Genomic DNA, 16748 nt, shown 5'->3' with positions numbered 1-16748 from the left:
AGCGCATCGTGTTCGGACTCACCATGGACAAGCTGATCGTCATCGGCATCCTCGCGGCCGTGCTCATCGGCCCGAAACAGTTGCCGGTGTACGCCGAGCGACTCGGGGTGCTCGTCCGCACGGTCCGCGACCTCGTCGCGACGACCAAGGCGCGAGCCGCCGAGGAACTGGGCCCCGAGTTCGACCCGACCGAGTGGAAACGCCTCGACCCTCGACAGTTCGATCCCCGACGGATCATCCAGGAGGCGCTCGTCGAGGATCGTGGGTCGGTCGCGCAGCTCGAGCCGTCGACGACGTCGGAGGTGCAGGTGGAGCCGTCCGTGCCGTCTGCCTCGGCGAAGCCGGTCGCGAGCGGCGGCTGGCAGGCCGCGCTCCTCGAACGGGTCGGACGCGACGGGGCGGATGCGCACCGCGCACCCGCCCCGATCGTGATCACCGAACGCGTCGTCCTCGACGAACGCGTCGACGAGTCCGCTAGCCGGCGGGCGTCGTGACGCGTCCGTCCTGGCCGTCCGCCGCGGCACCGGTGGTCGACGCGGGCGGCAGGATGTCGAGCGGCATCGTGTGGGTGTCGATGAGCGGGTTGTCGTCCTGCCCCTTGACGAGTTCCACCGCCTCGGCCTGCGTCTCGACCGTCGGCACCGAGCCGATGAGCGGGCGACGAGCCGTCTCCCGCATCGTGAGCACGCCGACGCCCGCCACCGCCGCGAAGAACATGATGTAGAACGCGGGCATGAAGGTGTTGCCGGTGAGCTGGATGAGGAACTCGCTGAACAGCGGCGTCGTGCCGCCGAAGAGCGAGACCGACAGGTTGTAGGCGATCGCCATCGCGCCGAAGCGGGACGCCGTCGGGAAGAACGCCGGCAGCGAGGCCGCGGACGGTCCCGCCCACAGCGCGACCGGGGCGGCCACCATGAAGAGGGCGATGAAGATGGCCCAGATCTCACCGATCTGCATGACCGCGAACGCCGGCACCATGAGGGCGAGGGTCGCACCGACGGCCATGAGGTAGACGGGCTTGCGGCCGAGCTTGTCGGACATCCGGCCGACGAGCGGCAGGCAGGCGGACATGATGAGCAGGACCGGGATGGTCGCGACCGCCGCCGTCAGGTTGGAGACGCCGACGTCCTTCTCGAGGTAGGTCGGCATGTAGCTCGTGAGCGCGTAGCCGGCGGTGTTCGTCGCGGCGACGATCGCCATCGCGATGAGGATCTGGCGCCAGAAGTGACGGAAGATCCCGAAGACGCCCTGGCGGGCCATGGGGTCCTCGTGCTCCGCCTCGATGCCGCCAGCGGTCTCGGCGACCTCGTAGGCCGGGGTCTCGGGGATCTTGAGGCGGAACCACACCGCCACCGCACCGAGCGGTAGGGCGATGAGGAACGGGATGCGCCAACCGAACTCGGTCATCGCGTCGGGGCCGGCGAGGCCCTCCGCGATCAGCGTGGTGAGGGCGACAGTCCCGGCACCGGCCGCGAAGCCGACGTAGGACCCGACGTCGAGCCAGGAGGCCCAGAACCCGCGGCGACGGTCGGGTGAGAACTCGGCGACGTAGGTGGAAGCGCCGGCGTACTCACCACCGGTCGAGAAGCCCTGGATCATCTTGAGGAGGTACAGCGGGGCGATGGCCCACAGCCCGATCTGGGCGGCGGTCGGCAGCACGCCGATGAGCGCGGTGGCCGCGGCCATCATCGACATCGTGAGGAAGAGGATCTTCTTCCGGCCGATCTTGTCGCCGAGTGGTCCGAGCACGAGCCCGCCGAGCGGACGCACGAGGAACGACACGGCGAAGCCGAACAGGGTGACGAGGATGCCGGCCTCAGGAGGGAGTCCCTCGGTGAAGACGACGGTCATCGTGACCGCGAGGTAGCCGTAGATGCCGAAGTCGAACCACTCCATGAAGTTGCCGACGACGGTGCCTGAGATGGCAGTGCGGACCTTGGACGTCTTGACGACGAGGACGTCGTCGACGCGGAGGCGTCTGGTCTTACGGGCCGGCTTCCGGCCGGTCTTGGGGGAGGGGGATGCGGGGGACGATGATGCCGCGTTGTCGCTGGAGTTCACAAGCAGTACTCGTTTCCTGACAGTCGTGTTGAATCATTCGGCACTCGCGTAGTCGCTCAGTGCCCGAGAAATGCCGGAGGATCGCCATGCTGCACTGGCACGGAGCTCGGGGGAGCTTCACGTCGGGTGGCGGGTCGTTCTCGGGGAGAACGCGTCCTCTCGGCTCTGGACGGGTATAGACAATACCAGGTGTCCAGTGGCGCCCCTCCCCGCGGTGGTGCGGGCACAATGGACGGCATGGATGTTCGGCGCGGTGTCTGGACCCTCGACGGCGGTCTCGGAACGCTGCTCGAGGCGCGCGGGCACGACCTCTCCGACGCGCTGTGGAGCGCTCGTCTGCTCCTCGAGGAGCCACGGGCCATTCTGGACGCTCATCGGGAGTTCTTCGCCGCCGGTGCGCAGATCGCGATCACCTCGTCGTACCAGGTCGGGTTCGACGCGTTCGAGCGCATCGGCATCGCGCCTCCCGAGACCGAACGGCTCCTGCGATCGAGCGTCGACGTGGCGCGTGCGGCGCGCGACACGCGGTCGGAATCGGACCCCGACGCCCCGCTCCTCGTCGCCGCGTCGGTCGGTCCGTACGGTGCGACGCTCGGCGACGGCTCGGAGTACGAGGGTGCCTCCGGTCTCAGCCGGACCGAGCTGCGGCAGTGGCACGAGCGGCGTCTGGCAGTGCTGGTCGACGCGGCCCCCGACCTCCTCGCCCTGGAGACCATCCCGACGCTCGACGAGGCGATGGCGCTCGCCGATCTGGTACGGGGTTCGGGCGTGCCGGCATGGTTGTCGTTCACGGTGGAGGGCGGTCGTCTCCGCTCGGGCGAGCCGATGGCGGAGGGCTTCCGACTGGTCGAGGGGATCGACGAGTTCCAGGCCGTCGGTGTCAACTGCTCGCACCCGGACGAGGTCCTTCCGGCCATCGCCGCTGCGCGGTCCGTGACGGACAAGGCGGTGGTGGTCTATCCGAACTCGGGCGAGCGCTGGGACGCCGACGCCCGCTGTTGGCGCGGAGCCGCCGGGGTCGGCGAGGTGGAGGCCTGGCTGGAGGCCGGGGCGACGATCGTCGGCGGCTGCTGCCGCATCATGCCGGACGACATCGCCGACATCCGTGCGCGGGTCGGCCGGGAGCGACGCCCCTAGCCGACGTTAAACCCGCCGTTGCTCGAGAGCACCTGGCCGTTGATCCAGGAGCCCGGGGCTGAGAACAGGAAGCGGACGAGGTCGGCGGTGTCGGACGGCGTTCCGAGCCGGCCGGCGGGCGTCGCCTCGGCTCCCCAGCGGCGGATGTCGTCGGTCATCCAACCCGTGTCGATCGGACCCGGGTTGATGACGTTCGCCCGCACCCCGCGGTCGCCCAGCTCCACCGCCGCAGCGGTCACGATGCGGTCGAGCGCGCCCTTACTCGCCCCGTAGGGGAGGTTGTGCACGGTGTGATCGCTCGTGAGGGCGACGATGCGACCGGCCACCCGGGGCGGTGCCTCCTGCACGGGGAGCTGTTCGGCGAAGGCCTTGATGAGCAGCCACGTCGCGCGCGCGTTCACGGCGAAGTGACGGTCCCAGCTGTCGAGGTCCGTCGTGAGGATCGAGCTGTCCACCGACTCGCAGTGCGACATGACGAGCCCCGACACGGGACCCAGCTGCGCCGCCCGCCCGACGAGCTCGGCCGGGAACGCCGGGTCGGCGAGGTCGCCGAGCACGAGCTCGACGGTCACGCCGAGCGCACGGCACTCGTCGGCGATCGACTCGGGGTCGTCGGGGGTCCGCTCGTAGCCGACGCGGTCGTCGTAGGGTCGCCAGGCGTTGAGGACGAGGTTCCAACCGTCCGCGGCGAGACCGGTGGCGAGTCCCGCGCCGATCGAGCGGCGGCGCCCGACCCCGGTCACGATGGCGATGCGGTCGGTGCTGTTCTCGTGGTCGGCGGCGATGGCGTCGTCGGTGAAGTCCATCCCGAGACCCTACGCGATGTCGGGTTGTCGGCGACAGACCGGCGCCGGCTCCGGTCAGGCGGCCAGGAGTCGACGCGCGATCGCACGCGCGGTCTCGAACGGTTCGCGGAAGGTGCGCATCCCGACCGTCACGATGGCGCCCTCGTACAGCAGCATGAGTTCGCGGGCCCGCGCTCCGGGATCGGACAGGCCGGCCTCGGTGATGAGCTCGGCGAAGCGGTCGAGCAGCCACTGCTTCTGTCGGGTGACCTCGGGGAGGACGAGGCCGCTCGTCGCGTGGTCGGGGATCTCCGCACGTGCGTTGACGGCGCTGCAGCCCTTGGGGCTGTTGTCGTCCGACCAGCCGATCGCCGCGTCGAAGATCGCGAGGACCCGGTCGATCCCGGGTTCCGGGTGCCGGGCGAGGAACTCGTCGACCCAGACGCGCCAGCGGGCGTCGCGATGCTGCAGGTAGGAGAGCACGAGGGCCTCCTTGCTGCCGAAGCGGTCGTAGAGCGTCTTCTTCGTGACGCCGGCCGCCTCCGCGATGGTGTCGACGCCGACCGCGTGGATGCCGTTCTCGTAGAAGAGCACGGAGGCGGCGTCGAGCACGCGTCGGGCGCCCGGCGTGAGGGGTGCGAGCTCTGGAGTGTCGACCGTCATGCGAAGACTATACCAGTCTGTATACTGCCGGGATGAGTAAACAGATCGGTATACCTGTGGTTCGTGCGATCCGCGCGGTCATCGTCCCCCTCGCGGCGATCGGGTTCGTCCTCGCGTGGAGCTCCGGGTTCATCGTCGCGAAGATCGGAACCGAGGACGTGCCGGTGCTCACCGTGCTCCTCTGGCGGTTCGTACCGCTCGCCGCGGGGCTCGCGATCGTGCTACTGCTCAGCGGGCAGTGGCGGAACGCCACCCGGGCACAGGTGCGGTCGCAGCTCGTCATCGGCCTGTTCGCGCAGTTCGGCTACGTCGTGTTCGTCTACGCCTCGGTCGCCGTGGGCATCTCGACCGGGACGACCGCGCTCATCGACGCCGTCCAGCCGCTCGTCATCGCGGCGCTCGCCGGACCGCTGCTGCACGTGCGGGTCCCGGGCGCTCAATGGTTGGGGCTCGGGATCGGCGCAGTCGGGGTGTTCCTCATCGTGCAGTCCCAGTTCGGCGCCTCGGACGCACCGCCGATCGCCTACGCCCTGCCCGCACTGGCCATGGTCAGCCTCATCACCGCGACGATCCTGGAACGGCGCTCGCCGCACCGAGCCCCGGTCCTCCTCACGCTCACCGTCCACGCGACGGCGACCATGGTGCTCCTCGCCGTGCACGCCCTCGCGACCGGTGAGGCGGTACCGCCGGGCGACGCGACCTTCTGGCTCACGACGCTCTTCCTCGCGCTCGTGCCGACGCTGTCGGCCTACGGGCTCTACTGGTGGCTGCTGCGTCGCATCGGGGTCACGGTCCTCAACGCGCTCCTGTTCCTGGTCGCGCCGACGACCGCCGTCGCGGGTGCGCTCCTGTTCCGGGAGCCGTTCACGCTCCTGACGGCCGGCGGGTTCCTGCTCAGTGCGGCGGGCGTCGCCCTCGTGCTCGTGAGCGACGCCCGCGGTCGCGTCGATGCCCGTCGGGTCAGTGCCCCTCCGGCCGCCGATCCTGCTGACGGCGCATCTCCTCGGCCAGTGCCGGATTCCGCTCCGCAAGGTGCGCGGTGATGTCGTCGACCACCTCGGGCGTCTTGTTCTGACTGAGCTTCGCGCGGGCGTCGAAGCGGGTCACGCGCATCCGGAGGCCGACCGTCCCCTTCGCTGCGCGCCGGGTGCCGGCCTCGTCCTGGGACAGGTGGCGGCCGTCCTGTCGGTGGTCCTCGAAGTGGTCGGTGAGTCGCGAGAGCATCTCGTAGTTCTCGTCCTCGCTGAGGACCTCCGGCGTGCCGTACAGGTGCGCGGTGACGTGGTTCCACGTCGGGATCAGCTGGCCCTCCGGGTACCAGCTCGGCGAGACGTAGTCGTGCGGTCCCTGGATGATGACGAGGATCTCGTGCTCGCCGAGCTCGTGCGAGTGCTCGTCCGGTCGGCCGAAGTGGCTGACGATCGACAGCTCGTCCCGGTCCTCCTCGAGGATCGCCGGATAGTGGGAGGCGACGAGACCGGTGCTCGCGGGCGAGACGAACGTCGCCCACGGGTGGTTGCGGATGAGGCGCTTGACCTCGTCGACGTCGGTCATCAGGTACGTGGGGGTGTGGCGCATGGTGGGGTCACTTCCGGTCGAGACGGGTGCGGACGGCGAGGCCGGCGCACAGGATGACCGCGAGCCCGCCGAGCACGGTGGCCCAGTCGAGTCGCTCGCGGAGGATGAGGGCCGCCCAGACGATGCTCAGCACCGGCTGGACGAGTTGGATCTGGCTGACCCGGGCGATCGGGCCGATCGCGAGTCCGCGATACCAGGCGAAGAAGCCGAGGAACATGCTCACGACGCCGAGGTAGCCGAACGCCAGCCAGCTGCCGATGGCGGCGGTCGGCGGCTGCTGGACGACCGACAGCGCTATGAGGGCGATCATGAGCGGTGCTGCCACGACGAGCGCCCAGGAGATCGTCTGCCAGGAGCCCAGCTCCCGGGCGAGCAGTCCGCCCTCCGCGTAGCCGACGGCGGCCGCGACGACGGCGCCGAGGAGGAGGAGGTCCGACCAGGCCAGCGGCGCGAGGCCGCCGTGCTGCACCGAGGCGAAGACCATCGCCGCGACCGCGCCAGACCCCGCGAAGATCCAGAAGCGACGCGTCGGGCGCTCGCCGCCCCGGAGGACGGCGGCGACCGCCGTCGCCGCCGGGAGGAGGCCGATCACCACGGCGCTGTGACCGGCGGGAGCGGTGGTCAGCGCGAAGGAGGTCAGGAGCGGGAATCCGACGACGACGCCGCCGGCGACGATCGCGACGCGAGCCCACTGCACGCCGGTCGGTCGTCGGGCTCGCAGAGTGGCGAGGGTGATCGCGGCGAGTAGGGCTGCGATGACCGCGCGCCCGGAACCGATGAAGAGTGGCGAGAGTCCGACGAGTGCGACCTTCGTGACGGGGACCGTGAAGGAGAACGCCAGGACGCCGAGGAAGCCCCAGTCGAGCCCGCTGCGGGATAACACTCGCGCCGGCGTCACGATAACGCTACTCTGTGGACTCATGGACAACGATAGCACCGGGCGGATCGTCGCCGCCATGACCGCTTGGATCGCAGCGGCACCTCCGGGTGCACGCGTGCCCTCCAATCGGGCGTTGACCGCCGAGTTCGCAGCGAGCCCCGTCACCGTCCAGAACGCGATGCGCCAGCTCGCCGGCCGAGGGCTCATCGAGAGTCGGCCGGGCGTCGGCACCTTCGTGCGTGCGGCTCGTCCGGCGCGGTCGGTGGACTACGGCTGGCAGACCGCTGCGCTCGGCGCGCTGCCGTGGCGCTCTGGCGCGCTCTCCTCGGCGCAACGGTCGGTCGCACCCGCCGCGATCGCGATGCACTCCGGATACCCCGCCCGAGAACTGTTGCCTGAACGGCTGGTCCGCGCCGCGCTCGCGCGTGCCGCCCGCACCGACGTGGTGATGACCCGATCACCGGCGGCCGGGTCGCCGGAACTCCAGGCGTGGTTCGCAGCCGACCTCGCGGAAGCCGCACCGCCCGGGGTCACGCCGCCGACCGCGCGGGACGTCATCGTGATCTCCGGCAGCCAGAGCGGACTCAGCTCGATCTTCCGGGCACTCGTCGGCCCGGGGCAGCCGATGCTCATCGAGTCGCCGAGCTACTGGGGTGCGATCCTCGCGGCCGAGCAGGCGGGTGTGACGCTGGTCCCCGTGCCGACCGGCCCGGACGGACCGGACCCGGACGTCGTGGAGCGCGCGTTCCAGGACACCGGTGCGCGGGCGTTCTACGCACAGCCGACCTTCGCGAATCCGACCGGCGGCCGCTGGTCGCCGGAGACGGGGGTCGCGATCCTCGAGACCGTCCGGCGGCACGGCGCGTTCCTCATCGAGGACGACTGGGCGCACGACCTCGCGATCGACGTCGATGCCCGGCCGCTCGCCGCGCTCGACGACGACGGACACGTCATCTACCTGCGGTCGCTGACCAAGAGCGTCTCGCCGGCGCTGCGGGTCGCCGCCGTCATCGCGCGGGGGCCCGCCCACGACCGGATCCTGGCCGACCTGGCCGCCGAGTCGATGTACATCAGTGGGGTCCTGCAGGCCGCGGCCCTCGACGTGGTCACCCAGCCCGGGTGGCGGTCGCACCTCCGTGGTCTGCGACCGCTCCTCCGGGCCCGGCGGGACCTGCTCGTCGCGAGCCTGCGCGAGCACGCCCCGACGGCGCACCTCGAGCGGCTGCCGCTCGGTGGACTGAACCTGTGGCTGCGGCTCCCGGAGGGCACCGATGTGCCGCGCGTGGTCCGCACCTGCGAGAGCCGTGGGCTCATCGTCTCGAACGGCACCGAGTGGTTCCCGGCGGAGCCCGCGGGGCCCTACCTCCGGGTCAACTACTCCGGCGAGGACGCGGGTCGCTTCGATGAGGCGGCCCGCACCCTCGGCGGTGTCCTGGCGGACGAACGCGCCTGAAGGTGTTCAGGCGACCGTTCGTTACAGGTTGAGCTTCGCGTTGTCGCCGCCGTCGTAGGTCTCGCCGGTGACCTTCGACTTCACGAACGCGACGGCGGTCGCGATCTTGCCGCCGGGGCTGTCCCAGTACTCGGCGCTGTCGGCCGAGAACTTCAGCAGACCGACGCGCGGGTCGGAGGGGCCGTCCGGGAACCAGGCCTCGACGACGCTGTTCCAGAGCTGTTCCAGCTTGGCGTGGTCCTCGACGAGCTCGGCGGTGCCGGCGAGCGACACCCATGAGCTGTCCGAGCTCAGCGTGACGCCGGCGTTCGGGTTGACGTCGAGCTGCTGGACGGCGGAGGCGTCCTTGCCGACGATGAACCACAGGTCGCCGTCGAACTCGCGCTCCTGGACGGTGAGCGGGTGGGCGACGAGCTTGCCGTCGAGGTCCACCGTGGTGAGCATCGCGAAGCGGAAGTCCGCGAGCAGCTTGTTGAGGGTCGTGTAGGGGTCGGTGTCTCCGGCCATGGGGGTCTCCTTCGTCTCGTCGACCGGCCCGTCGGTGTCGGGGTGCCGGTCTGCGTGGCTCGCAGCCTACGACTCGCGGCTCCGACGGCACCTGGATGGTGCCGACCGTTGACGCGAGGCGGATCTTCTGCTCCTGCGGCGACTCCGGTCGTCGTGTCCGGTCGCCGACTCCAGTCGACGTCTCCGCTCGCCCCATCGCACATCTCGTGCGCGAGCGCCATGCTCCCGCCGTTCCCGGGTCCGCTCACTACCCTGGACGCTTCACCACCGTAGGGAGAGACACATGAACACCTCATCGCTCACGAACCAGATCAACGAGGCGCTCGCGGCACTTGGCGGCGGTCCGTTCCTCACGACGAAGACCACCGAGAAGGACGCCACGACCACGGTCACCGGCACCCTCGGCGACAGCGAGATCCACATCGACTTCATCGAGGAGGGCAACGGCACCGAGGCCGAGAAGGACCACACGGTCGTCGTCCGCGACGCCTCGGGCAAGCAGATCGGCGAGGGGCGCGGCGACTCGACCTTCGCCGACGCCATCTCCGCCTTCGGCTGGGCGGGCGTGCTCGACGCCGTCAAGAACGGCTGATCGCGTCGTCATGACCTCCAGGGCCCGGTCTCGTCCGCATTCGCGGCGGGCCGGGCCCTGCGTCGTCTCCAGGAGGCACCCGTGACGCCGCGATCGGACGACGGGCCGGTGGAGGACGACCACTGGTTCGTGGTGAACGGCAGGCGCTGGCGCCGGACGGATCCGATTCTGCCGTCGGAGCTCGTCGCGTCCCTGCAGTCCCATCTCGGTCGTGGGCGTTCCGGTGTCGGTGTCGGGAAGCGGGCGGGTGACGAGGATGCGGTCGCTGCTGCCCGCCGTCGCGTCGGGCTCGCGAAGCACGGGCTCGGTGAACGCGGCCCGAAGTGGTGGGAGGAGTCGGAGGGCGATCGACTCGAGCGCGCCGAGGCGGCGCTGCGGGAGCTCGATGCGCTCGACGAGTCACCGCCCGGGTGATCCGGTCGGGTGGACGTGCTCTCCGCCCGCTCTTGCGTTCTGATCAGTTTCGACATATCGTTTATCGATACCAACGACAATCGATATGGATGTGATGATCATGACCGAGTCCACCGATCGCCCGACGCCGTCCGGCTTCGACCACGCGGCCTGGCAGGCCGCGAAGACCCAGCGCTCCAACCGCAACGACCTCGTGTCCGTGCTCGGTGCCGCCGTCGTCGCGGCGGGGGTCGTCGTCGTCACCCTCGTCCTCCGGCTGCTCGATATCTTCGGCACCGACGGGACCCGGGTGCCCGTGTTCTTCGACGCCGTCGACGCAGTCCTGCCGAGTGCGGCAGGAGCCGGCGCCTTCACGATCGACCAGGGTTCGGTCGTCGTGGCCGACCTCCCGGTGGTGACCTTCGTGTGCGTGCTGCTCGCCGCGATCCTGCCGGCGATCGCGAACCTCGTGGTCATCGTCTGCGCGTTCCGCTTCTTCCGCCGCCTGCTGCGTGGCGATGCCTTCGCGCCCGGGAACGCACGGCTGCTCTCGATCGCCTCCATCGCCATCCTCTGCGGGTGGATCGCGGACACCTGGTTCGGCACGATGGCGTCCAACGGCGCGCTCGCGGCCGCGACCGACGGCGCCGTCGAAGGAACCCCCTACCCGCTCACCTGGATCCCGTTCTTCGTCGCCATGGCGGTCGGCGGCCTCGCGATCGCCTTCCGCGCCGGTGAGCGCCTGCGCGCCGACACCGAGGGACTCGTCTGATGGTGCCGGCGCCCGAGGAGGACATCGCGACCGGCGTGCACTGCAACCTCGACCGGTTGCTCGCCGACCGTGGTCTCACCCTCGCCCGGCTCAGCGAGCTCGTCGGGGTGAGCGTGGTGAACCTGTCCGTGCTGAAGAACGACCGAGCGAAGGCGATCCGGTTCTCGACGCTGACGGCGATCTGCCGGGTGCTCGACTGCACGGTCGGCGAACTGCTGGAGCTCGACGACGCCCGCTGAGTGGTCCGGTACCGACCGTCAGCGTCGGCGTTCCCGGAGCAGCAACTGCGTGAGGTACAGCCCGCCGACGACCACCGTGACGACGCCGACCGGCACCGTCAGCGGGATCAGATGCTGGGCCACGAGGTCGGACGCGAGGAGCAGGAGGCCGCCGACGAGTCCCGTCGCGACCAGCGGGATGCCCGGCGAGCGGGTCAGCCGGCGGGCGATCTGCGGAGCGGCCAGGGCGATGAAGGCGATCGGGCCGGCGACGGCGGTCACCACGCTCACCAGCGCGACCGCGAGGCCGATGAGGATGGCGCGTTCACGGGTGAGGCGCACCCCGGTCGCAGCGGCCACGTCGTCACCGAGTTCCAGCTGGCGGAGCGGACGGGCGGCGAACGGCAGGACCGCGAAGAGCACCACGAGGCACGCGAGTGCCGGCCAGACGACGGTCGCGGTCGCGGTGTTGAGCGTCCCCGCGCCCCAGGCCGCCGCGAAGAGCGCGACGTCGAGGTCGGCCCGGAGCAGGAGCCAGCTGTTGAACGCCGCGAGCATGGCCGAGACGCCGATGCCCACGACGATGAAGCGGAAGCCCGACAAGCCCTGGCGGAGGGCCAGCAGGAAGATCGCGACCGCGGCCGCCAGACCGCCGATCAGCGACCCGGCCATCAACGCCGGCCAGCTGCCGCCGAGAAGGAGGAGCGCGACGAGCATCCCGGTGAACGAGCCGTTCGCGAGGCCGATGATGTCGGGGCTCGCGAGCGGATTCCGGGTGAGCGTCTGGAAGATCGCTCCCGAGACACCGAGCGCTGCGCCGAAACCGATCGCCGCGAGCACGCGGGGCAGTCGCCAGTCCAGGACGACCGTGCGGGCCAGGCCGTCGACGCGTCCGGTGAGGACGCCGATCACCTCGTCGGTGGTCAGCGGGTAGTCGCCGAGCGCGAGACCGGCGATCGCCGCGACGACGATCGCCAGGACGACGGCGGCGCAGACGAGGAGGGTCCGTCGTGTCGGTCGGTGCCCGGTGACAGGACCGGCGGTCTCCCGTTCCCGTGTCGTGCTCACAGGCCCGAGGCCGTTCTGCGTCGGGCGAGCGCGATGAGGACGGGCGCCCCGACGAACGCGGTCACGAGCCCGACGGGCATCTCACCTGGGAGCACCGCGATCCGTCCGACGACGTCGGAGCACAGCACGAGGACGCAGCCGACGAGGACCGAACCCCCGAGGATGCGGCGCTGATCATTGCCGACCGACCAGCGCACGAGGTGGGGCACGACGAGGCCGACGAAGGCGATCGGCCCGGCGATCGCCGTGGCGCCACCGGCGAGCAGCGTCACCGCGGCGAGCACCAGGATGCGACTGCGCGTGACGCTGACGCCCTGTGCTCTGGCGACGTCCGGACCGAGGGCGATCGCGTTGAGGCTTCGCGCGCTCGCCGCGGCCAGGACGAGCCCCACGGCGAGGAAGGGGAGGACCGGCACGACGACACCGAGGTCGCGTTCGAGCAGGCTGCCGGCGTTCCAGCCGCGCATCCGATCGAACGCGTCGGGGTGCGTGATCGCGATCCCCGTCGTCAGCCCGGCGAGCACGGCACCGAAGGCGACGCCCGTGACGGTGAGGCGGGCGGTGGAGGACTGCTCACGCCCGCCGGAACCGATCGCGTACACGACGAGGGTGACGACGAGCGCCCCACCGCAGGCGAGCCAGGCGATGTCGCCCGGCGCCCGGACGCCGAGGAACGCCAGGCCGACGGCGACCGCGAAGCCTGCACCGGCGTTGACCCCGAGGATGCCGGGGTCGGCGAGCGGGTTCCGGGTGAACGCCTGCATGAGCGCGCCCGCGACGCCCAGGGCCGCACCGACGGCCAGCGCCGCGACCGTGCGTGGCACCCGCTGATCCCACACGACGAAGTCCGCCTCGTCCGAGCCCGTGCCGAGGAGCGCCGCACGGACGTCATCCGGTGCGATCGGGTTCGCGCCGACGAACAGCGACAGGAGGACGGCGACCGCGAGCGCCGCGACGCCCGCGAGCAGTACGACGAGCAGGCGGTGTCGTTGCGTCGCCCGCCCGCTCACCGAGGTGTCGCGGGCGGTCAGGGTCGCGGTCGGGTTCGTCACGACCCGTCGGAGAGCAGCCGGTCGAGGTCGTCGAGGACGGCCATACCGCCGAGGGGGCCGACGCCGGTGATCCAGAACGACTGGTCGACCAGGTGCAGCTCGGGGAAGGCGTCCGTGTTCGCGGTGAGGGAGGCCGGCAGGGTCGAGGTGTCGTCGGGATCGACGCTCGTCACGAAGACCTGGTCGGCCTTCGCCTCGAGCACGCGCTCGGGGGAGAGGTCGAGGGAGATGTCCTCCCAGGCGTGTTCGGGCGTCGTGAACCCGGCGCACTCGAGGGTGCTACCGGCGAAGGAGGTGGGGCCGTACAGCGTGAGGACGCCGTCGCGGGGGCGGATCAGCTGTGCCGTCTTCCCGGCGGTGTCGTGCTCCTTGGCGATCTCCGCGCAGCGTGCGTCGTAGGCGTCGAGGAGTTCATCCGCGCCGTCCGGGTCACCGAGTGCTTCGGCGACGAACTGCACGTTGTCGCGCCAGGGGTCGGTCTGCGTCGCCATGAAGACGGTCGGCGCGATCTCGGACAACTGGTCGTACAGGGCGGAGTGTCGCGACTCGGTGCCGATGATGAGGTCGGGCTTCGCGGCGGCGATCAGCTGCACGTTCGGCTCCGCCACGGTCCCGACGGTGGGGATGTCGGCGGCCTTCTCGCCGAGGTAGGCGGGGACGCCGGCGGTCTCGTTCAGCACCGCTGCGCCCACCGGGGTGATGCCGAGCGCGACGGTCGTGTCGAGCTGCACCGGTTCGAGGACGACGACCCGCTTGGGTGCGTCGGGGATGCTGGTCTCGCCGTGGGCGTGCTCCATGACGTGCGTCGCGCTCGTCGCGGTGTCCGAGGGGGTCGAGGCGCTCGAGCTGCTGCAGGCGGAGAGGCCGAGGGCGGCGATGGAGAGGGCGGCGACGGCGACGAGACGTCGACGATGGGCGAGGGGGAGGGGCACGGATCACCTTTCGAACGGGTCGCGAGGCATGCGACCGAGTAAGGCAAGCATAACCTTCATTCGGGTGTGGCTCTGGGGCGAGCGTTCCAGTAGCCCTGCCCGTGGACGCGCTCCGGATCGATCCCGTGGTCGGTCGTCGCAGCGCGCAGGAGGGGGATCCGGGTGCTCTCGGTCACCAGCCAGGCGGCGAAGTCGGTGCCCAGTGTCGCCGCCGACGACCCGTGCAGATGGAGCCACCGCTCGACGCCGGCGACGAGCGCGTCACCGCCCGGCCGCCCGGCCCGTTCATGGACCTCGACCGTGTGACGCTCGAACAGTGGCCCGAGCAGGGCGGTGTCGGCGGGGTCTCCGAGCTCGAGGAGGACGTGGGCGCGGACGTCCTCGTCGAGGGAGCGCAGGATCCCGTGGACGGCGGGGAAGGCCGTCTCGTCGGCGGCGATGAGCACGGTCGTCGCGGTACTGGGCGCCCACTGGACACCGTGTGTCGGGTCGCCGCGACGGACGTCCGGACCCGAGACGAGCAACCGGTCGCCCGGCCGCGCCCCGAGCGCCCATCGACTGGCCGGGCCAGCCGGCTCGTGGATGAACACGTCGAGGTCGACCTCCTGCTGCGCCGGCCTGACGCGATGGGCCGTGTAGCTGCGCATCACCGGGCGGTCCGCCGGTGGGAGTGCGCGCCAGGCCCGCCGCCACGCGTGCTCCGGCAGGCCGTCGTGGAGTCCGTCCGGGTAGGCGCCGTCGTCTCCCGGCAGCAGGATCTTGATCCGCTGGTCCCGCTCGTACGGGGCGAAGTCGGCGAGCGAGGCACCGGCGAGGGTGAGGCGGACGAAGCCGGGGGACAGCCGCTCCGTGCGGTCCACGACGGTGTCGAACAGGATGTTCGGCGAGTGCAGGAACGGGACGGGCATCGCATCGAGTCTAGGAGGACCCGGCTGCGGCGTGCCGGGTCCTCCGTCGTTCACCCGCGGCGGACGACGCGTGCGATCACGGCGCAGAGGGGGATGGCGACGACGGTCAGCGCGGCCGCTGCCGGGAGGAGCAGGGCCGGGCCCCAGGTGCCGAGGATGATCCCGCCGACCGCCCCGCCGGTGGCGATCGAGCAGTTCCACACCGTGACGAGCGCCGACTGGGCCGCGTCAGCAGCGTTCCCGGCGACCCGGGCGATCGCCACCTGGAAGAGCACGGAGTAGGCGCCGAAGGCGAGTCCCCACCCTGCCGCGGCGATGAGGAGGACGACGACTGGGGGATCCCAGGCCACGACGGCGAGGCCGACGGTCCCGAGGAGGGCGGCCGTGAGGATGGTCGTCCCGAGGCGCAGGTTCGCCAGCCGTCCGGCGCCGAGCGTGCCGACGACCGACGCCACACCGAAGGTGGCGAGGAGCACCCCGAGCGGCACGGGCGTCCCTCGGGAGGACAGGACGGGTGCGAGGTAGGTGTACGCGATGTTCTGGCCGATGATGCAGACGGCGAGGGCGACGAGGATCGTGACCACCGCGGGGATGCGGAGCGCCGCACCCATGCGTGTCGAACGCCCGGGGGCGCTGCCTGTCACGCGAGGAGCGACGACGACCGCGAGGACGCCGAGGAGCGCGGTGGCGGCGGCGACGATCCCGAACACCGCGCGCCAACCGAACTCCTCACCGAGGACCGCGCCGGCCGGGACGCCGAGCGCGAAGCCGAGTGTGGCACCGGACAGCACGATGCCGAGTGTGGAGCCGAACCGCTCCGGGGTGGTGAACCCGCGCGTGTACCCCGGGAGCATCGCCCAGACGACGCCGGCAACGAGCCCCGCGACGAACCGGGTCGCGAGATGCGTGAGCAGGTCGGGTGCGACGGCCGTGCCGGCGTTCGCGAGTGCCGAGACGACCAGGGCGAGCAGCACGACCGTCCGGCGGTCGAGCTTCGCGAGCGCACGGCTGAGCGGGATCGCGGCGACGATGCAACCGAGTGCGAAGACGGCGACGCTCTGGCCCGCGATCGACTCCGAGACACCCAGGTCGGCGGCCATCGCGGGGAGGACCCCGGCCGGGAGCACCTCGGTGAGGAGCGTCACGAATCCGACGGCGGCGAGGAGCAGCGCGGTCGGGAGGGGAGAGCGGGTTCGGGTGGCAGGAGGGGTCGTGGATCGTGTCGTGCGCACGCTGTCGGTGGTCATGTCGGTGAGTCTCCCGGCCTGCCACTGGTGGCAGGGTCAAGTCGACGAGGGTGCGCCGGGAATATCCGCCCGGCACCGACGGCTGCTCCAAGGGGACACAACTCGGTCGAAGGGGTCTTGCATGCGCATCGGCGAACTGGCGGCGGCCACCGGGAGCACGCCGCGGCTGCTCCGGTACTACGAGGAACAGGGGTTGCTGCGCCCGACCCGCTGCCCGAACGGGTACCGCGAGTACGGGGACCACCTCGTCGCGAAGGTGCAGCGCATCCGCGAGCTGATCGCCGTCGGCATGCCGACCGCGCTCATCCTCCAGGTCCTGCCCTGCTTCGAGGACGACGACACGATCTACCAGGTGACGCCCTCGGCGGAGGTGCTGGAGCGGTTGCTCGAGCATCGCGAGCGACTGGATGCGAAGCTCGGCTGCATCCAGGAGAGCCGGGACGCCATCGACGTCTACCTCCACCGCGTCGGCGGCGTCGTGGTCTGAGTCGGCTGGGTAGGC

Annotated in this window: 20 protein-coding genes; 9 read left to right on the top strand and 11 right to left on the bottom strand. The window is 71.0% G+C overall.

The window, feature by feature from the left end; translation table 11 throughout:
* Positions 1–8 precede the first annotated feature (8 nt).
* Complete coding sequence (locus tag IFR14_RS14955) at positions 9–494, top strand: hypothetical protein (RefSeq protein WP_191941552.1); 486 nt, start codon at positions 9–11, stop codon at positions 492–494.
* Here the strand turns inward: IFR14_RS14955 and IFR14_RS14950 are convergent.
* Positions 475–2061 carry an MFS transporter gene (locus tag IFR14_RS14950; RefSeq protein ID WP_191941551.1) on the bottom strand — a complete coding sequence of 529 codons (1587 nt, stop codon included), beginning with the start codon at positions 2059–2061 and terminating at the stop codon, positions 475–477. The genes IFR14_RS14955 and IFR14_RS14950 overlap by 20 nt on opposite strands.
* A gap of 237 nt (positions 2062–2298) precedes the next feature.
* Between IFR14_RS14950 and mmuM the strand changes: the two genes are divergently transcribed.
* Complete coding sequence (gene mmuM / locus IFR14_RS14945) at positions 2299–3198, top strand: homocysteine S-methyltransferase (RefSeq protein WP_249407028.1); 900 nt, start codon at positions 2299–2301, stop codon at positions 3196–3198.
* On the opposite strand, the gene IFR14_RS14940 is transcribed toward mmuM, so the two are convergent.
* Both IFR14_RS14940 and IFR14_RS14935 read right to left on the bottom strand, forming a co-directional pair.
* Positions 3195–4004: an SDR family oxidoreductase gene (locus IFR14_RS14940; RefSeq protein WP_191941549.1), complete on the bottom strand. Its 810-nt coding sequence runs from the start codon at positions 4002–4004 to the stop codon at positions 3195–3197. The genes mmuM and IFR14_RS14940 overlap by 4 nt on opposite strands.
* Before the next feature lie 54 nt (positions 4005–4058).
* Positions 4059–4646 carry a TetR/AcrR family transcriptional regulator gene (locus IFR14_RS14935; protein ID WP_191941548.1) on the bottom strand — a complete coding sequence of 196 codons (588 nt, stop codon included), beginning with the start codon at positions 4644–4646 and terminating at the stop codon, positions 4059–4061.
* A 32-nt stretch (positions 4647–4678) separates the two neighbouring features.
* Here IFR14_RS14935 and IFR14_RS14930 point away from each other — a divergent pair, with 32 nt between their 5' ends.
* Entirely contained in the window at positions 4679–5689 is a 1011-nt protein-coding gene (locus tag IFR14_RS14930; protein WP_191941547.1) for a DMT family transporter, read from the top strand.
* On the opposite strand, the gene IFR14_RS14925 is transcribed toward IFR14_RS14930, so the two are convergent.
* A complete protein-coding gene (locus IFR14_RS14925) occupies positions 5607–6224 on the bottom strand; it encodes an FMN-binding negative transcriptional regulator (protein WP_191941546.1) in 618 nt (205 codons plus the stop codon). The genes IFR14_RS14930 and IFR14_RS14925 overlap by 83 nt on opposite strands.
* A gap of 7 nt (positions 6225–6231) precedes the next feature.
* Positions 6232–7146, bottom strand: coding sequence for a DMT family transporter (locus IFR14_RS14920; RefSeq protein ID WP_191941545.1), 915 nt, complete (start codon positions 7144–7146; stop codon positions 6232–6234).
* On the opposite strand from IFR14_RS14920, the gene IFR14_RS14915 reads away from it, so the two are divergent.
* Positions 7145–8557, top strand: coding sequence for an aminotransferase-like domain-containing protein (locus IFR14_RS14915; RefSeq protein WP_191941544.1), 1413 nt, complete (start codon positions 7145–7147; stop codon positions 8555–8557). The genes IFR14_RS14920 and IFR14_RS14915 overlap by 2 nt on opposite strands.
* Positions 8558–8578: 21 nt before the next feature.
* Here IFR14_RS14915 and IFR14_RS14910 read toward each other — a convergent pair whose 3' ends face one another.
* Positions 8579–9064, bottom strand: coding sequence for a pyridoxamine 5'-phosphate oxidase family protein (locus IFR14_RS14910; RefSeq protein ID WP_191941543.1), 486 nt, complete (start codon positions 9062–9064; stop codon positions 8579–8581).
* A gap of 283 nt (positions 9065–9347) precedes the next feature.
* Here IFR14_RS14910 and IFR14_RS14905 point away from each other — a divergent pair, with 283 nt between their 5' ends.
* The 4 genes from IFR14_RS14905 (at position 9348) to IFR14_RS14890 (ending at position 11060) form a co-directional block, all read left to right on the top strand.
* Positions 9348–9656, top strand: coding sequence for a hypothetical protein (locus IFR14_RS14905; RefSeq protein ID WP_079706962.1), 309 nt, complete (start codon positions 9348–9350; stop codon positions 9654–9656).
* Between the two features lie 81 nt (positions 9657–9737).
* Entirely contained in the window at positions 9738–10070 is a 333-nt protein-coding gene (locus tag IFR14_RS14900; protein ID WP_191941542.1) for a biopolymer transporter Tol, read from the top strand.
* Positions 10071–10170: 100 nt separating this feature from the next.
* Positions 10171–10821 (top strand): DUF2975 domain-containing protein, encoded by a 651-nt coding sequence (locus tag IFR14_RS14895; RefSeq protein WP_191941541.1) that lies wholly within the window; start codon positions 10171–10173, stop codon positions 10819–10821.
* Entirely contained in the window at positions 10821–11060 is a 240-nt protein-coding gene (locus IFR14_RS14890) for a helix-turn-helix domain-containing protein (protein WP_159879522.1), read from the top strand. The genes IFR14_RS14895 and IFR14_RS14890 overlap by 1 nt, the downstream gene beginning before the upstream one ends.
* Before the next feature lie 18 nt (positions 11061–11078).
* Here the strand turns inward: IFR14_RS14890 and IFR14_RS14885 are convergent, their stop codons facing one another.
* The 5 genes from IFR14_RS14885 to IFR14_RS14865 are packed head-to-tail and all read right to left on the bottom strand — an operon-like array spanning position 11079 to position 16246.
* The gene (locus IFR14_RS14885) at positions 11079–12107 is read right to left on the bottom strand and encodes an iron chelate uptake ABC transporter family permease subunit (RefSeq protein WP_191941540.1); all 1029 of its coding nucleotides are present in this window, start codon (positions 12105–12107) and stop codon (positions 11079–11081) included.
* Positions 12104–13159, bottom strand: a complete 1056-nt coding sequence (locus tag IFR14_RS14880; RefSeq protein ID WP_342365713.1) for a FecCD family ABC transporter permease — start codon at positions 13157–13159, stop codon at positions 12104–12106. Before IFR14_RS14880 ends, IFR14_RS14885 begins: the two co-directional genes overlap by 4 nt.
* Positions 13156–14091 (bottom strand): ABC transporter substrate-binding protein, encoded by a 936-nt coding sequence (locus IFR14_RS14875; protein ID WP_191941539.1) that lies wholly within the window; start codon positions 14089–14091, stop codon positions 13156–13158. The genes IFR14_RS14880 and IFR14_RS14875 overlap by 4 nt, the downstream gene beginning before the upstream one ends.
* A gap of 56 nt (positions 14092–14147) precedes the next feature.
* The gene (locus tag IFR14_RS14870) at positions 14148–14999 is read right to left on the bottom strand and encodes a siderophore-interacting protein (RefSeq protein ID WP_191941538.1); all 852 of its coding nucleotides are present in this window, start codon (positions 14997–14999) and stop codon (positions 14148–14150) included.
* A 50-nt stretch (positions 15000–15049) separates the two neighbouring features.
* A complete protein-coding gene (locus IFR14_RS14865) occupies positions 15050–16246 on the bottom strand; it encodes an MFS transporter (RefSeq protein WP_191941537.1) in 1197 nt (398 codons plus the stop codon).
* A gap of 121 nt (positions 16247–16367) precedes the next feature.
* Between IFR14_RS14865 and IFR14_RS14860 the strand changes: the two genes are divergently transcribed.
* A complete protein-coding gene (locus IFR14_RS14860; RefSeq protein ID WP_191941536.1) occupies positions 16368–16733 on the top strand; it encodes a MerR family transcriptional regulator in 366 nt (121 codons plus the stop codon).
* Positions 16734–16748 lie beyond the last annotated feature (15 nt).

Origin of the sequence: Plantibacter sp. CFBP 8775, from assembly GCF_014839505.1 — a bacterium.
GTDB lineage: Bacteria > Actinomycetota > Actinomycetes > Actinomycetales > Microbacteriaceae > Plantibacter > Plantibacter auratus.
The sequence above is the reverse complement of the archived record's forward strand: the minus strand, read 5'-3'. Positions and strand labels throughout refer to the sequence as shown.

Bases quoted from the DNA above. Each gene is read 5' to 3' on its own strand.
- IFR14_RS14915 (WP_191941544.1), top strand. From the start codon at position 7,145: ATGGACAACGATAGCACCGGGCGGATCGTCGCCGCCATGACCGCTTGG.
- IFR14_RS14870 (WP_191941538.1), bottom strand. From the start codon at position 14,999: ATGCCCGTCCCGTTCCTGCACTCGCCGAACATCCTGTTCGACACCGTC.
- IFR14_RS14920 (WP_191941545.1), bottom strand. From the start codon at position 7,146: ATGAGTCCACAGAGTAGCGTTATCGTGACGCCGGCGCGAGTGTTATCC.
- IFR14_RS14895 (WP_191941541.1), top strand. From the start codon at position 10,171: ATGACCGAGTCCACCGATCGCCCGACGCCGTCCGGCTTCGACCACGCG.
- IFR14_RS14860 (WP_191941536.1), top strand. From the start codon at position 16,368: ATGCGCATCGGCGAACTGGCGGCGGCCACCGGGAGCACGCCGCGGCTG.
- IFR14_RS14925 (WP_191941546.1), bottom strand. From the start codon at position 6,224: ATGCGCCACACCCCCACGTACCTGATGACCGACGTCGACGAGGTCAAG.
- IFR14_RS14935 (WP_191941548.1), bottom strand. From the start codon at position 4,646: ATGACGGTCGACACTCCAGAGCTCGCACCCCTCACGCCGGGCGCCCGA.
- mmuM (WP_249407028.1), top strand. From the start codon at position 2,299: ATGGATGTTCGGCGCGGTGTCTGGACCCTCGACGGCGGTCTCGGAACG.
- IFR14_RS14890 (WP_159879522.1), top strand. From the start codon at position 10,821: ATGGTGCCGGCGCCCGAGGAGGACATCGCGACCGGCGTGCACTGCAAC.
- IFR14_RS14865 (WP_191941537.1), bottom strand. From the start codon at position 16,246: ATGACCACCGACAGCGTGCGCACGACACGATCCACGACCCCTCCTGCC.
- IFR14_RS14905 (WP_079706962.1), top strand. From the start codon at position 9,348: ATGAACACCTCATCGCTCACGAACCAGATCAACGAGGCGCTCGCGGCA.
- IFR14_RS14930 (WP_191941547.1), top strand. From the start codon at position 4,679: ATGAGTAAACAGATCGGTATACCTGTGGTTCGTGCGATCCGCGCGGTC.
- IFR14_RS14910 (WP_191941543.1), bottom strand. From the start codon at position 9,064: ATGGCCGGAGACACCGACCCCTACACGACCCTCAACAAGCTGCTCGCG.
- IFR14_RS14940 (WP_191941549.1), bottom strand. From the start codon at position 4,004: ATGGACTTCACCGACGACGCCATCGCCGCCGACCACGAGAACAGCACC.